Here is a 13,205-nt window from a genome sequence, read left to right as displayed (position 1 = left end):
GCCGGCCCCATCGCATGCGACGCCCCGACGGGCGCCCCGCCCAGCACCAGCCACCCCAGCGGCCCTCATCCCACCAACAGCGAGGTCAGCACCGGCGGGCCGAGTGTCCGGGCCACGGTCACCCGGGTCCCGAAGTATCCCCGGTACTCGCCCACCCGGTCCCCCGGTGCCAGCTCGAACGACAGCTGCCGGGCGCCCGCCGACTGCCCCATCTCGGCGCCGACCTGAAGCACGGCACCGACCGCCAGGACACCCACCGCCGCCCACGGCGAGGTCCCCCCTGTCACTGCTCCGATTCAGCCGCCGTCGAGCACCTTCCCGAGCACCTCCAGCGCCTCCGGATACACCCGCTCCCGAGGCGTCCCGTACCCCACGACCAGCCCCTGCGGCCGTCCCTCACCCGGCGCATGCCAGTGATCGCCGAGCCGTCCCAGCGCCAGCCCCTCCGCCTCGGCCCGCTCCAGCACCTCCGCCTCGTCGGCGACCTCCACGAGCGCGTGCAGCCCGGCCGCTATCCCGCGCACCTCCCGCCCACCGCCGAGCCGATCGAGGAGCTGGTCCCGTCGTCTGCGGTATCGGAGGCGGCACGCGCGCACATGACGGTCGTACGCATGGCTGTCGATGAGCTCGGCGAGCGCCAGCTGGCCGATGGACTCGGTGTGGTGGTCGCTGTGCAGCTTGGCGTCGGCGACCGCGTCCACCAGGTGCGGAGGCAGCACCATCCAGCCGAGCCGCAGGGCGGGCCCGAGCGTCTTGGAGGCGGTCCCCAGGTAGACGACCTGCCCGGGTGCCATGCCCTGCAACGCCCCGACGGGCTGCCGGTCGTACCGGAACTCCCCGTCGTAGTCGTCCTCGACGATCAGCCCGCCACGCGCGCGTGCCCAGTCCGTCAACGCCCGTCGCCGCTCGGGACGCAGTGTCACGCCGGTCGGGTACTGGTGCGCGGGCGTGACGACGGCGGCCTCGCAGTCCCCCAACTCCTCGGCGCGCACGCCTCGTTCGTCCACCGGCGCCGGAACGACCCGCCCCCCGTTGCGTCGCACCACCTCCCGGTGGAACGCCAGCCCGGGGTCCTCCATCGCGATGTCCCCGCCGTCCAGCACCCGCGTGAGGAGCGCGAGCCCCTGCACATAGCCGGAGGTGATCACGATCCGCTCGGGCGGCGCGATGACACCACGCGCCCGCCCCAGATACCCCGAGAGCGCGGTCCTCAGCTCGATACGCCCTCGCGGATCCCCGTAGTCGTACGCCATCAGCGGCGCCGTGGCGATGGCCCGCCGCAGGGCCCGCAACCAGGCGGCCGCCGGAAACGCCCCCACATCAGGGCTCCCGGGCCGCAGATCAAAAAGCGGGGTACGCGCGTGTGCGGCGGCCTCCGGCGCCTCGGCGTCGACGGAGGGCAGAGAAGCGACCTGCGTGCCGGACCCCTGCCGAGCGGTGAGATACCCCTCGGCGACGAGCTGGTCGTAGGCGGCCTTGGCGGTCCCGCGCGAGACACCGAGTTCGGCGGCGAGTCGCCGGGTCGCAGGAAGCCGGGCCCCGGGCGCCAACCGCCCGTCCCGCACGGCATCCCGCAAGGCCCGTTCGAGCCCGATCCGCCGCCCGTCACCGGCGTCCGGCTCCAGATGCAGGTCGACTCCGACGCCACTCCAGAACTCGTCCACTGATCAACCCCCCTGATGGGAACGCGCCCCACAGGGGCGCGGGACTGTGTCGATTTCGCGGCTCCGCCGCGCGGGCGCGACCGGCCCACGACCACCCGCAGGCGGCACACCAATGGCCGGGCACCCAACTCGTACCCGGCCATCCATCCGACCTCAGCCCTTGAGCGAAGCCATCCAGCTCTCGACCTCATCGGCCCGCCTGGGCAACCCGGCGCTGAGATTCCGGTTCCCCTCGGCCGTCACCAGGATGTCGTCCTCGATCCGGACGCCGATCCCCCGGTACTCCTCCGGGACGGTCAAGTCGTCGGCCTGGAAGTACAGCCCCGGCTCCACGGTCAGAACCATTCCCGGCTCCAACGTGCCGTCGACATAGGACTCCACTCGCGCGGCAGCGCAGTCGTGCACGTCCATCCCGAGCATGTGCCCGGTCCCGTGCAGGGTCCACCGCCGCTGCAGCCCCAGCTCCAGCACGCGCTCGACCGGCCCCTCGACCAGCCCCCACTCGACCAGCCGCTCGGTCAGCACGCGCTGCGCCGCGTCGTGGAAGTCCCGGTACTTGCCGCCGGGCTGCACGGCCGCGATACCGGCCTCCTGGGCGTCGTAGACGGCGTCGTAGACCCGCTTCTGGACCTCGCTGAACCGCCCGTTGATCGGCAGCGTGCGCGTGACGTCGGCGGTGTAGTACGTGTGCGTCTCGACGCCCGCGTCCAGCAGGAGCAGGTCACCGGAGCGCACGGGTCCGTCGTTGCGCACCCAGTGCAGTGTGCACGCGTGCGGTCCGGCCGCGGCGATCGTGCCGTAGCCGACGTCGTTGCCCTCCACGCGTGCGCGAAGGAAGAACGTCCCCTCGATGTAGCGCTCGGAGGTCGCCTCGGCCTTGTCGAGGACCTTCACGACGTCCTCGAAGCCGCGCACCGTCGAGTCGACGGCCTTCTGCAGCTCGCCGATCTCGAACTCGTCCTTCAGCAGCCGCGCCTCGGAGAGGAAGACCCGCAGCTCCTCGTCCCGCTCGGCGGTGACCTTGTCCGTCAGGGCCGCCTCGATCCCGGCGTCGTGCCCGCGCACGACCCGCACCGGACCGGTCGCCTCGCGCAGCGCGTCGGCCAGTTCGCGCACGTCGGACGCGGGGATGCCGTACAGCTTCTGCGCCTCGGTGAGCGAGTGCCGGCGGCCGACCCACAGCTCGCCCTGGCCGGAGAGCCAGAACTCGCCGTTCTCGCGGTCGGAGCGCGGCAGGAGGTAGATCGTCTCCTTGTGGCCGTCCGCGGTCGGCTCCAGGACCAGGACGCCGTCCTCGGTCTGGTTGCCGGTCAGGTACGCGTACTCGACCGAAGCCCGGAAGGGGTAGTCGGTGTCGTTCGAGCGGGTCTTGAGATGACCCGCGGGGATCACCAGGCGCTCGCCCGGGAAGCGCGCGGAGAGCGCGGCACGGCGCGCCGCGGTCTCGGCGGCCTGGGCGATCGGCTGCAGGTCGTGCAGCTCCGTGTCGGCCCAGCCGGACTTCATGCTGTCGGCCAGCTCGTCGGACACGCCCGGGTACAGGCCGTTCTTGCGCTGCTTGATCGGCTCTTCCGTCTCCTCCGGGCCCGCCGCGGTAGCAGCATTGGACTCGGCCGGTGTGAGCTCGTCGGCCACGGTCATCCTCCTCGATACGGCACTGGACCCCCTCCATCGTACGGTCGTACGGAAGGGGGCCCAGGGCCGGAAGACCTGTTACCGACGGCAGCGGCGCGCACACGCGAACACGCGCCCCACCTCACTCGAAACGCGCTGCCAGGAGTACGACGTCCTCCGCGCTGTCCGCCGCGTCCCGCCCGTCCGGCAGCATCGTCCGCAGCACATGGTCGGCGATCGCGTCCGGGTCGCCCCGCAGCGCCTTGGGGACGCCGGCGGCGGCCGCGTGCAGGCGGGCGAAGGCGCGGTCCGTCGGGTCGCCGGTGCGGTGCAGCAGGCCGTCGGTGTAGAGCAGGGCCGTCTCGCCGGGCTCCACCTGGAACTCCACACTGGGCGCCTCCCAGCAGGCGAGCATGCCGAGCGGCGCGGAGACGGAGGTCTCCACGAACTCGGTGCGCCGCTCGCCGACAAGGAGCGGCGGGCAGTGGCCGGCGCCGGCCAGGGTGATCTTGCGCAGCGCGGGTTCGCAGTAGGCGAACAGGGCGGTGGCGGAGCGGGCGGGTTCGGTCAGGCGCAGGAGCAGTTCCAGGTCGGACAGGACCGCCACCGGGTCCTCGCCCTCCATCACGGCGTACGCGCGCAGAGACGCCCTCAGCCGGCCCATCGCGGCGACCGCGCTCGGGCCGGAACCGGTCACCGAGCCGACCGCGAGGCCGAGGGCCGCGTCCGGCAGGGGCAGCGCGTCGTACCAGTCGCCGCCCCCGCGCGGGCCGGTGCGATGGCGGGCGGCGAGCTGGACTCCGGCGACGCGGGGGAGCCGGGACGGAAGCAACTCCTCGGCCATCGTCGCCATGCACGCGCGCGTGCGCTCGACCTCGACCAGCCGGGCCAGGTGCTCGCCGGCGTAGCGCGCGTACAGGCCGACGAGGTGGCGCCGGCGCTCGTCCGGCTCGGCGGGCTCGTCGTACAGCCAGACGGCGGCGCCGATACGGCCCCCGCCCTCGACGGACAGGGGGAGGGCGTAGCAGGCGGCGTAGCCGAGGCGGGCGGCCACCTCGCGGTGGCGCGGGTCGAGGCCGTCCTCGGCGAGCAGGTCGGGCTGGGCGATCCCGCCGTCGGCGCCCGGGAGTCCGTCGAGGATGCGGCCGTAGGACATCGCGCTGCGCGGCACGGTCTCGATGTGCCCGAGATCTGCCCGGGCGAGGCCCAGGCCGATCGTGGTGTCCGGTCCGAGGCCGTCGCCCGGTTCCAGTACGACGAGACCGCGCCGGGCGCCCACCAGGGCGGCTCCGGCGCGCAGGAGTTCGGTCAGTGCGTCCTGGAGTGCGTCCGTGCGGGTCAGGCGTTCTGTGAGTTCGTGGAGGGTCGTCAGGTCCGAGACCCAGCCGGCGAGACGGTCCTGGAGGAGCGCCCCCGGAGCGTTCGGCGGGGGGACCGGTGAGGTGGCCGAGGTGGCGGGCGCGGGCGCGACAGTGTGTGCGGGCGAGGGAACCGTTGAATCGATTCCAGCCACTTTCGGAGGGTGAGGGGCGTTCATGGTGTCCGGCTTTCCGACCGGTGCGTATTGCTCAAAAGCATCGCAAACCCCCATGTCATTCTGCGCCGCTAGCAGTGTCTCCACATGTACACGCACTCGTGAGGGGATGTCCAGCATTGTCCTGCAGGGATTCCTGGTGTCCATGGGCAAGCAGTGCAAGCCGGACCTAAAAGCAAAGTTGGCCTAAAACTGCCTCGGGTAACGGGGTATTGCGGTCGACTGGCCTTGCTCCACAGAGCGTCACACCGGTCGTGATGGGTACGTACTCGGAGAAGGCCAGGGGTGGTTGACAGCCACCCGGAACCTGGTGACCGACCCGGGCGTCTTAGCCACCGACGACCGAGCCCCATCCTCCCGTGGCGGAGGCGAAGCGAAATACGCGAGACGGCAAACGCCAGACTTCGCCACCCCACGCCACGCCCATGCTTTTGATAGACGCAGTATGGGTGGCGAGGCTGCCACGGAAGCAGCCAATGTTCGGCCCATAGGGGTTCCCCTTGCCTCCAGCAGGGGTGTGATGCGCCAACAGGTACGCACAGTGAAGTGATCGACACATGTTGTGATGTGGCCCCCACGGTGTTGCCAGCGGTGCAACGGAAAGGAACGAGCGCTCATGCGCGAGATCCTCGGAAGGCGACGCAGGCTCCTGTCCCAGCGCAGCGACGGAAGGCCTGAGTTGATCAGCGCGGCCCTGACCTACGCGACGGAATGGCAGTGGCCCGTGCTCCCGGGTGTGGCGGCGGACCCGCAGGGACGTTCCCGCTGCGGCTGCCCCGACCCGGAGTGCACGGTGCCCGGCGCGCATCCCTTCGACCCCGGCCTGCTCGCGGCCACCACCGACGAGCGCATGGTGCGCTGGTGGTGGACCAACCGACCCGCCGCGCCGATCGTGCTGGCCACCGGCGGCAACGCGCCCTGCGCGGTCAGCCTGCCGGCCCTCGCCGCCGCGCACGCCCTGACCGCCCTCGACCGCATGGGCATGCGGGTCGGGCCGGTGATCGCCTCGCCCAGCCGCTGGGCGATCCTCGTGAAGCCGTACTCCATGGAGCAGTTGGGCGAGCTCCTGTACGCCAAGGACTTCGTCCCCGGCTCCCTCCGCTTCCACGGCGAGGGCGGCTACCTGGCCCTGCCCCCGTCGGAGACCGGCGAGGGCGAGATCCGCTGGGAGCGCGCTCCGCTTCCCGGCTCCGCCTCTCCCTGGGTCCCCGACGTCGAGCCCGTGGCCGACGCCGCCGTAGAGGCCCTCACTCGTACGGGTGTGAGCGCGCCCGAGTTGTAGGGGTGTCGGGCGCGCGCGGGGCGGCACGCACGCGCGTGGTCGTTATCTTCCGCTTCATGCTGCGTAATTCTGGGGGGCACTGCACCTCACAGCCGCCCCGCGGCGGGCCAGACCCCCGAAAGATTCGTTTGCTCGCCCTCGCGGGCGTCGTGGCGTGCGCGGTCGCGCTGCCGCTGGCCGTGGCGTCCGCGGGACCGGCGGGCGACAAGGGCAGTGCCGTCGTACGGGCCCCCGCGCGCGAGGCCGTACGTTCCTCCCCGTCGTCCGGCGACGCGAAGGAACCCTCCGCCGCACCCAGCGGCTCTCCGCTGCTGCTCGGCCTGGGTCTGGCCACCGCCGCCCGCTGCGGCCCCGAACTCACCTCCCCCGACGGCGTCGAGGCGCAGACCTGTGTGCTCACCCAGGGCGAGGACACCTGGGCACGCACCTACTACCGCAACATGACCGGCGACGCCCTGGACTCCGTACTGAGCCTCATGGGGCCCGCGGGGCGCACCGTGCAGATGAACTGCGCCGTGGGTGCCGAGGACGAGCCGGGGATGTGCGAGACACCCCGTGAGCGCAGTCGGGGCGGGCTCGACGCCTACACGGCGGTCTCGGAGTTCGCGGCGAAGGCGGCGAGCGGGCCGTTGCTGCTGCGCTCGGGGAGCAACTCCGAGGTGACGCCCGGGAGTTGACAGAGGGACGCGCCCCGTAAAGGAACCGCGGGCATGAAAAGACCCGGTTGCTGGCGACGGGGGATGCACCAGCAACCGGGCTACTGGAACGGTAACAAGAGATCGGCTGTTCGCAAATTCGATCTGGGGTTTCAAGTCACGGATTCTCTTGAATCAAGCGGGACTTGTGAGCCGACCGGCCGATTCCGAACGGCCGGATGCGGCTGACCGACCGGTCAGCCGCACCGGGTCTCGTCACGGTCTGTCAACTGAGCGTGACCTGCCGGTTGGTGAGGCCTCCGCGCGCGCGGCGCTCGTCGGCGGTCAGCGGCGCGTCCGAGGCGAGGGCGCCGGCGAGGCGCTCGGCGAACTCGGCGGCCGGCTTCTCGATGTCCTCGGCGGTGACTCCCCTCGGCAGGTCCCAGACCGGCACGGTGAGCCCGTGAGCGCGGAAGGAACCCACGAGGCGGGTGCCGTCACCCAGGTTGGACCCGCCCGCCGCGTGCAGTCGCGCGAGGGCGTCCAGAAGCTGCTCCTCCGCGTGCGGCATGACCCAGCGCAGGTGGTTCTTGTCCGGGGTCTCGCACCAGTACGCCGCGTCCACGCCCGTCAGCTTCACGGTCGGGATCGCCGCGGCGTTCGCCCGCTCCAGGGAGGCGGCCACCTCAGGCGTCGCGTTCTCCGCGTCCGGTACCCAGAACTCGAAGCCCTCGTGCACAACTGGCTCGAACGCGCCTTCGGGATCCAGCAGATCCTGCAGCCGGGGCCCGTCCCCCGGGGCTCGTCGGCCCTCGACCGGCGTGCCCGGCTCGGCGGTCAGCGCGCGCTGGAGGGTGTCGGCGAGGTCGCGGCTGATGTCGCCGGACGCCGTGTCGTTCTGCAGGCCCAGGAGCACCGAGCCGTCGTCGCGGCGCAGGGCCGGCCAGGCCATCGGCAGCACGGTCGCGAGCGTGACCGACGGGACGCCCTCCGGGAGGCCGCTCTTCAGGGTCAGCTCGACGGTGGCCGCCGGCACCAGCTCGCGCAGCGCCACCCAGTCGCACTCGCCGGCGAGCCCCTCGAAGGGCCGGTGCACCAGCTCGGTGGCCGCCTGCGCGGCGGCCCGCCCGTGGCAGGCCTTGTAGCGTCGCCCACTGCCACAGGGGCAGGGCTCACGCGCGCCGACGACCGGGACCTCTCCGTCGGTGATCTGGGGTTGCTTGGCCTTGGTCTGGGGGCGCTTCTTGGCCATCGTGGGTCTCCCGGTTACGGCTCGTCTCGTACGGCGGGAGCCTAGCCGTTCGTGCCATGAGCGACGGGACCCTGTGGACAACCCACCGCGGGCCTAGTCCAGGTTGTCGAAAGCGTCCCCGAAGTCCATGCGCGGCATCGCCGGAATCCGGGAGACCGTCGACGCCGTGACGCGCGTAGCGAAGTCGTCCCGACGGCGCCCCGCATCCGGATCATGAACGTCCTCGTGGACCACGACCCACACGGTCACCTCGCCGCGCGCGTCGTCCCGTACACCCCAGTCGTCGGCCAGCGCGGTGATGATGTTCAGCCCGCGTCCGCCGTGCGCGGTGACCGAGGGGGTCGCCGGAGCAGGCCGGGTGGGACCGCCGCCGTCCGTGACCTCCACCGTGAGCCGGCCGCCGCGGTCCACGCGCCACGCGGCCCGGACGTCACCGTCACCGGCGAGGGCGTCGCCCAGCGGCCGGCCGTGCTTGCACGCATTGCTCAAGAGTTCGGAAAGAATGAGTACGGCATCGTCGATGACCGCTTCCGACACACCGCCGCTGCGCAACTGCTCGCGCATACGGTGTCTCGCCTTCCCCACGCCCGCAGGGCCATGGGGTACGGCCATGCTCGACGACGTGGGCACCTCCTGTGCCACCACCAACGCCACCCCCGAGACCTCCTTTGCCCCACGCCACGGTGTGGATGCCCCATTGGCCTGTACCGGAAACCGGCCAATCCGTGTGCGGTGACGCATTCGCAACGATCGAACACGGACCGAACGCGCCGGAGCACTCCCTGTAGTCGAGTGGCTTGAATTCGACGGTGTCCGGAAAGGGAGAATGGTGCCTATGGGGTCGAAGGGTCAAGAGTTCTTCACAGGTCTTTACCAGTGGCACACCTGTCAGCGGCCCAGTCGGCGCAGCACCGCGCGCGGGCGGTTGGTGATGATGGCGTCCACCCCCAGGTCGACGCAGAGATCCACGTCCTCCGGTTCGTTCACGGTCCACACGTGCACCTGGTGGCCGGCCTGCTTGAGCCGCTCGATGTACGCAGGGTGGTTGCGCAGGATCCGGATCGACGGGCCCGCGATCCGGACACCCGCCGGCAGCCGTCCGTCGCGCAGCCGCGGCGAGAGGAACTGCAGCAGGTAGACCGTCGGCAGTGTCGGCGACGCGGCACGCACGCGATGGAGCGAGCGGGCGGAGAAGCTCATCACCCGCACGGGAGAATCGCCGGCGGACGTGGGGGCGTCCAGCCCGAACCGCTTCAGCAGCACCAGCAGCCGCTCCTCCACCTGCCCCGCCCAGCGCGTCGGATGCTTGGTCTCGATGGCCAGTTCCACCCGCCGTCCCGCGTCCGCGACGAGCTCCAGCAGTCGCTCCAGGGTGAGTACGGAGGTGTGCTCCGGACCCTCGGGGAGGTACTCCCAGTCCGGCTCCTCGTCGCGTGTCCGGAAGAGCTCGCGCGTCTTGCGGGAACCGAAGTCCAGGGTGGCGAGCTCGGCGAGCTCCAGCGCCGAGACCGCGCCGCGGCCGTTGGACGTACGGTTGACGCGTCGGTCGTGGACGCAGACGAGGTGGCCGTCCGCGGTCAGGCGTACATCGCACTCGAGGGCGTCCGCACCGTCCTCGATCGCCTTCGTGTACGCGGCCAGGGTGTGCTCCGGGGCCTCTTCGGAGGCTCCTCGGTGGGCGACGACTTGGATCGTGTGCTGCCGTGCGTGGGTCACCGCGTCATGGTGCCACCGAGAAGGGGTAGTCGTGCGGTCGAGGGAGCAGAGATTGCACCCCTTTTGCGTGACATGCCCTATATAAGGAATGCCCGCACACCCACAGGCACCGCTTATGGTGCCCTGACGGCCCATGGGAAAAGCTGTCGGCATACAAAAGGACATGCACAGCTGCAGCGCGCCGGACCGTCGACAATCGTGAACGGGCGTGACCGAGTGCGACCGAGAACAACAGCCGTGGATCGAGGAGAGAAGCTGTGAGCACCGAGAACGAGGGCACCGCGGTACCCCCGGCCCCGTCTGCACCCCCCGTGCCGGTGGACGCTCCCGCTCCCTCGGCACCCGCCGCCTCCGAGGGGAGCGACCGTACGGCCCCGCTCCCGCCGGTGCCTCCGAGCGCCCCCGGCGCGCCGGAGCAGGACGTGCTGCACAACGGCTACGCGCCCGCGTACGCGTCGGCGGAATCCGGCGGCGCCCACCAGGGCGGCGCTCACCAGGGCCCCGGCGGTTCGGCCCCGGACGCCTCCTGGCCGCCCCCGCCGCCCGCGACCCCCTCGTACGCCGACGGCGGCGCCGGTGGCGGCGGAGGCTGGGGCTCCTCCTACGAGCAGCCCGCGCCCAAGCCCAAGTCCGGCCGCGGCGGCCTCGTCGCCGCGATCCTGGTGGCCGCGCTGGTCGCCGGCGGCCTGGGCGGCGGTCTCGGCTACACGCTGGCCAAGAACAACGACGACAACTCCGGCTCCACCACGGTCTCGTCGTCCACCAGCGGCGGCGCCGTCAAGCGCGACGCGGGCACGGTCGCGGGCGTGGCCGCGCAGGCGCTGCCCAGCACGGTCACCATCGAGGCCGAGTCGAACAGCGGCGAGGGCGGCACCGGCACCGGGTTCGTGTTCGACACCCAGGGCCACATCGTCACCAACAACCACGTCGTCGCGGACGCCCTCAACGGCGGCAAGCTGACGGCCACCTTCCCGAACGGCAAGAAGTACGACGCCGAGGTCGTCGGCCACGCGCAGGGCTACGACGTCGCGGTCATCAAGCTCAAGAACCCCCCGTCCGACCTCAAGCCCCTGACCCTCGGGGACTCCGACAAGGTGGCGGTGGGCGACTCCACGATCGCGATCGGCGCCCCCTTCGGTCTGTCCAACACCGTCACGACGGGCATCATCAGCGCCAAGAACCGCCCTGTGGCCTCCAGCGACGGCAGCGGCTCCAACGCGTCCTACATGAGCGCCCTCCAGACGGACGCCTCGATCAACCCGGGCAACTCGGGAGGCCCCCTCCTCGACGCCCAGGGCAACGTGATCGGCATCAACTCGGCGATCCAGTCCACCAGCAGCGGCGGCCTGGGCGGCACCAGCCAGTCCGGCTCGATCGGCCTCGGCTTCGCCATCCCGATCAACCAGGCCAAGTATGTCGCCCAGCAGCTGATCAAGACCGGCAAGCCGGTCTACGCGAAGATCGGCGCCTCCGTCTCCCTGGAGGACTCCACGGGCGGCGCGAAGATCACCGAACAGGGCTCCGGCGGCGCCTCGGCGGTCGAGTCCGGCGGCCCCGCCGCGAAGGCCGGCCTCAAGCCCGGCGACGTCATCACCAAGCTCGACGACAACGTGATCGACTCCGGCCCCACCCTGATCGGCGAGATCTGGACCCACAAGCCCGGCGACAAGGTCACGATCACCTACGAACGCGGCGGCAAGACCCACACGGTCGAGCTCACCCTCGGCTCCCGAGTCGGCGACAGCTGACCCCCCGCACCCACGCGCGCGTACCTCCCCGGTTCAGCGACAACTGACCCACACGCGCGCGTGCCGACCCGTTACCCTTGTCCCCGCGCCGTCGATCACCGACGACGCGGGGAGGCGTGCCCGAGCGGCCTAAGGGAACGGTCTTGAAAACCGTCGTGGCAGCGATGTCACCGTGGGTTCAAATCCCACCGCCTCCGCCGCAGGTCAGAAGCTTGCAGGTCAGAAGGGGTGCCACTCTCCGGAGCGGCACCCCTTCTGCATGCACCCTGTCTCACCCTGATCCGGCGGTATCCCACCTCTGACCAGTGCGTGCGGCCAACCTGCGGCCAGGATTCACGCGCCCTCGGCGTCCCCCTCGTGCTCCGCCAACCCCTGCTCGATCAGCGCGTTCATCTTGGCTTCCTCGCCGTCCAGCACCTTGGCGTAGTAGCGCTGGAGAACGGCGACGCTCTGCCCCGCCCGTCGGGCGGTCTCGGCGAGGCTCACCCCGGAGCGGAGCCAGAACGACACACAGGCGTGCCGCAGGTCGTACGGGATAGCTGCCAGCGGAGAGGCCACCTGCGCCGGGGTAAGCGCTTTGCGACGGGCTTCCTTCCACACGGCGCCGTACTCCTGCGACCGGACCGGACCGCCGCGTACCGCGCTGAACAGCCGACCTTCCGACGTGGTCCCGAATGCTTCGAGGTGTGTCCGCAGTATGGCGACCAGAACGGGCGGAATCGGCACGGGCCGGACCGCGCGGCGTGCCCGGTGTTTAAGCTGCCGTTCCTCGTACGGCTTGCCGTCATCCGTCCATGCCGAGCCAACCTGCGGTCGGGCGCCGGCGAGCATGAGCCGACCCCATCCCTCCTTGGGTAGTTCGCACTGGTCAGCGCTCAGCATGGACACCTCTTCCGGGCGCATCGCGGCGTAGTAGATGCACGCGAAGAACGCGACCAGATGAGCACCGCGCGGCCCCTGCGCACGGACCGCATCCAGCAGCGCCCGTGCCTGTGCCGGCGTGGCGACGCTCCGTACGTCCAGTTCCTCCACTGCCTTGGGCGTCTCCCAGTGCACCCGGAGCAGGGGGTTGCCGGGCAGCAACTCGTTTTCGACGGCCAGGCGCAGGCAGTTGCTTAGCACCGCACGGCGCCGCCTGAACGTGTTCGCGGCGGCGGACTTCCCGTCCTGGCGCTTGGCCAGGTGTTCCAGCACCGTGCGCATGCGCTTTGCGCTGTCGAGGTCGACCACGGCGGGAGCGTTCCGTGCCACCCACTCCAGCGCCTTGGCCTCCGCTTCCGGTACCTCGTGATCGTGGCGGCCGGCGTTGAAGGCCCACTGGTAGAGGGAACGGCGCAAGAGGTTGTCTTCGGGGCGTCCCTTGCCGGCCGGGCACAGGGCCATGGTGGCGATGGTGAGGCTTTCCGCGATGCTCGCCCGGTGCTTTGCCGCCGCAGTCGGCCACTTCCGCGCGGCGTGCGCACGAGCGTGGGTGTACCAGCTCGTACGGTTCCGCTCGCGCACTTCCGACACGGGGAGGCCTGTCTCTGTGTCGAACGGTTCACCTTTGCGGGTCGCGGTCAGTAACTCTGCCCGGCGGGCGTCCGCGAGTGTCTTGGTTGCGAACTTCTCCTGATGCTCCGTCCCGTCCACTTGCCAGCGAAGTTGGAACGGGGCGGCCTTACTGGGGCGCTTGCGGATGTTCCAGACGCGCACGTCATAGCTGTGCATTGGTCTCCTCATGAAAGAGGGACCCCGCTGTGTAGCGGGGTCCCTCGGCG

Annotated in this window: 11 protein-coding genes and 1 tRNA gene; 4 read left to right on the top strand and 8 right to left on the bottom strand. The window is 71.0% G+C overall.

What is annotated here, in order from left to right; genetic code table 11:
* Window positions 1-65 precede the first annotated feature (65 nt).
* The 4 genes from ACWC09_RS17245 to ACWC09_RS17230 all read right to left on the bottom strand — a co-directional run bounded on the left by ACWC09_RS17245 (window position 66) and on the right by ACWC09_RS17230 (window position 4,932).
* Window positions 66-287: a hypothetical protein gene (locus ACWC09_RS17245; protein WP_450851361.1), complete on the bottom strand. Its 222-nt coding sequence runs from the start codon at window positions 285-287 to the stop codon at window positions 66-68.
* Window positions 288-296: 9 nt separating this feature from the next.
* Window positions 297-1,664 carry a MocR-like pyridoxine biosynthesis transcription factor PdxR gene (gene pdxR / locus ACWC09_RS17240; RefSeq protein WP_450851360.1) on the bottom strand — a complete coding sequence of 456 codons (1,368 nt, stop codon included), beginning with the start codon at window positions 1,662-1,664 and terminating at the stop codon, window positions 297-299.
* A gap of 153 nt (window positions 1,665-1,817) precedes the next feature.
* Window positions 1,818-3,299, bottom strand: coding sequence for an aminopeptidase P family protein (locus ACWC09_RS17235; RefSeq protein WP_450851359.1), 1,482 nt, complete (start codon window positions 3,297-3,299; stop codon window positions 1,818-1,820).
* 121 nt (window positions 3,300-3,420) lie between these two features.
* On the bottom strand, window positions 3,421-4,932 hold the full coding sequence (locus ACWC09_RS17230; RefSeq protein WP_450851358.1) for a PP2C family protein-serine/threonine phosphatase: 1,512 nt from the start codon (window positions 4,930-4,932) through the stop codon (window positions 3,421-3,423).
* A gap of 496 nt (window positions 4,933-5,428) precedes the next feature.
* Here ACWC09_RS17230 and ACWC09_RS17225 point away from each other — a divergent pair, with 496 nt between their 5' ends.
* Window positions 5,429-6,094: a bifunctional DNA primase/polymerase gene (locus tag ACWC09_RS17225; RefSeq protein WP_450851357.1), complete on the top strand. Its 666-nt coding sequence runs from the start codon at window positions 5,429-5,431 to the stop codon at window positions 6,092-6,094.
* 128 nt (window positions 6,095-6,222) lie between these two features.
* A complete protein-coding gene (locus ACWC09_RS17220) occupies window positions 6,223-6,771 on the top strand; it encodes a hypothetical protein (RefSeq protein ID WP_450851356.1) in 549 nt (182 codons plus the stop codon).
* A gap of 244 nt (window positions 6,772-7,015) precedes the next feature.
* Here the strand turns inward: ACWC09_RS17220 and ACWC09_RS17215 are convergent, their stop codons facing one another.
* The 3 genes from ACWC09_RS17215 to ACWC09_RS17205 form a co-directional block, all read right to left on the bottom strand.
* A complete protein-coding gene (locus tag ACWC09_RS17215; protein WP_450851355.1) occupies window positions 7,016-7,981 on the bottom strand; it encodes a DUF5926 family protein in 966 nt (321 codons plus the stop codon).
* A 93-nt stretch (window positions 7,982-8,074) separates the two neighbouring features.
* Window positions 8,075-8,722 (bottom strand): ATP-binding protein, encoded by a 648-nt coding sequence (locus tag ACWC09_RS17210; protein WP_450851354.1) that lies wholly within the window; start codon window positions 8,720-8,722, stop codon window positions 8,075-8,077.
* A gap of 147 nt (window positions 8,723-8,869) precedes the next feature.
* A complete protein-coding gene (locus ACWC09_RS17205; protein WP_450851353.1) occupies window positions 8,870-9,697 on the bottom strand; it encodes a glycerophosphodiester phosphodiesterase in 828 nt (275 codons plus the stop codon).
* Between the two features lie 257 nt (window positions 9,698-9,954).
* Between ACWC09_RS17205 and ACWC09_RS17200 the strand changes: the two genes are divergently transcribed.
* Both ACWC09_RS17200 and ACWC09_RS17195 read left to right on the top strand, forming a co-directional pair.
* Window positions 9,955-11,445: a S1C family serine protease gene (locus ACWC09_RS17200; protein WP_450851352.1), complete on the top strand. Its 1,491-nt coding sequence runs from the start codon at window positions 9,955-9,957 to the stop codon at window positions 11,443-11,445.
* 110 nt (window positions 11,446-11,555) lie between these two features.
* Window positions 11,556-11,642 (top strand) — tRNA-Ser (locus ACWC09_RS17195).
* A 136-nt stretch (window positions 11,643-11,778) separates the two neighbouring features.
* On the opposite strand, the gene ACWC09_RS17190 is transcribed toward ACWC09_RS17195, so the two are convergent.
* The gene (locus ACWC09_RS17190) at window positions 11,779-13,155 is read right to left on the bottom strand and encodes a tyrosine-type recombinase/integrase (protein WP_450851351.1); all 1,377 of its coding nucleotides are present in this window, start codon (window positions 13,153-13,155) and stop codon (window positions 11,779-11,781) included.
* Window positions 13,156-13,205: the final 50 nt, after the last annotated feature.

It is taken from the genome of Streptomyces sp. NPDC001617 (assembly GCF_053596855.1).
This window is presented reverse-complemented; position numbering and strand designations above follow the sequence as displayed.

Coding starts and splice junctions, on each gene's coding strand:
- ACWC09_RS17215 (WP_450851355.1), bottom strand. CDS start 7,981: ATGGCCAAGAAGCGCCCCCAGACCAAGGCCAAGCAACCCCAGATCACC.
- ACWC09_RS17190 (WP_450851351.1), bottom strand. CDS start 13,155: ATGCACAGCTATGACGTGCGCGTCTGGAACATCCGCAAGCGCCCCAGT.
- ACWC09_RS17225 (WP_450851357.1), top strand. CDS start 5,429: ATGCGCGAGATCCTCGGAAGGCGACGCAGGCTCCTGTCCCAGCGCAGC.
- ACWC09_RS17230 (WP_450851358.1), bottom strand. CDS start 4,932: ATGCTGGACATCCCCTCACGAGTGCGTGTACATGTGGAGACACTGCTA.
- ACWC09_RS17210 (WP_450851354.1), bottom strand. CDS start 8,722: ATGCGTCACCGCACACGGATTGGCCGGTTTCCGGTACAGGCCAATGGG.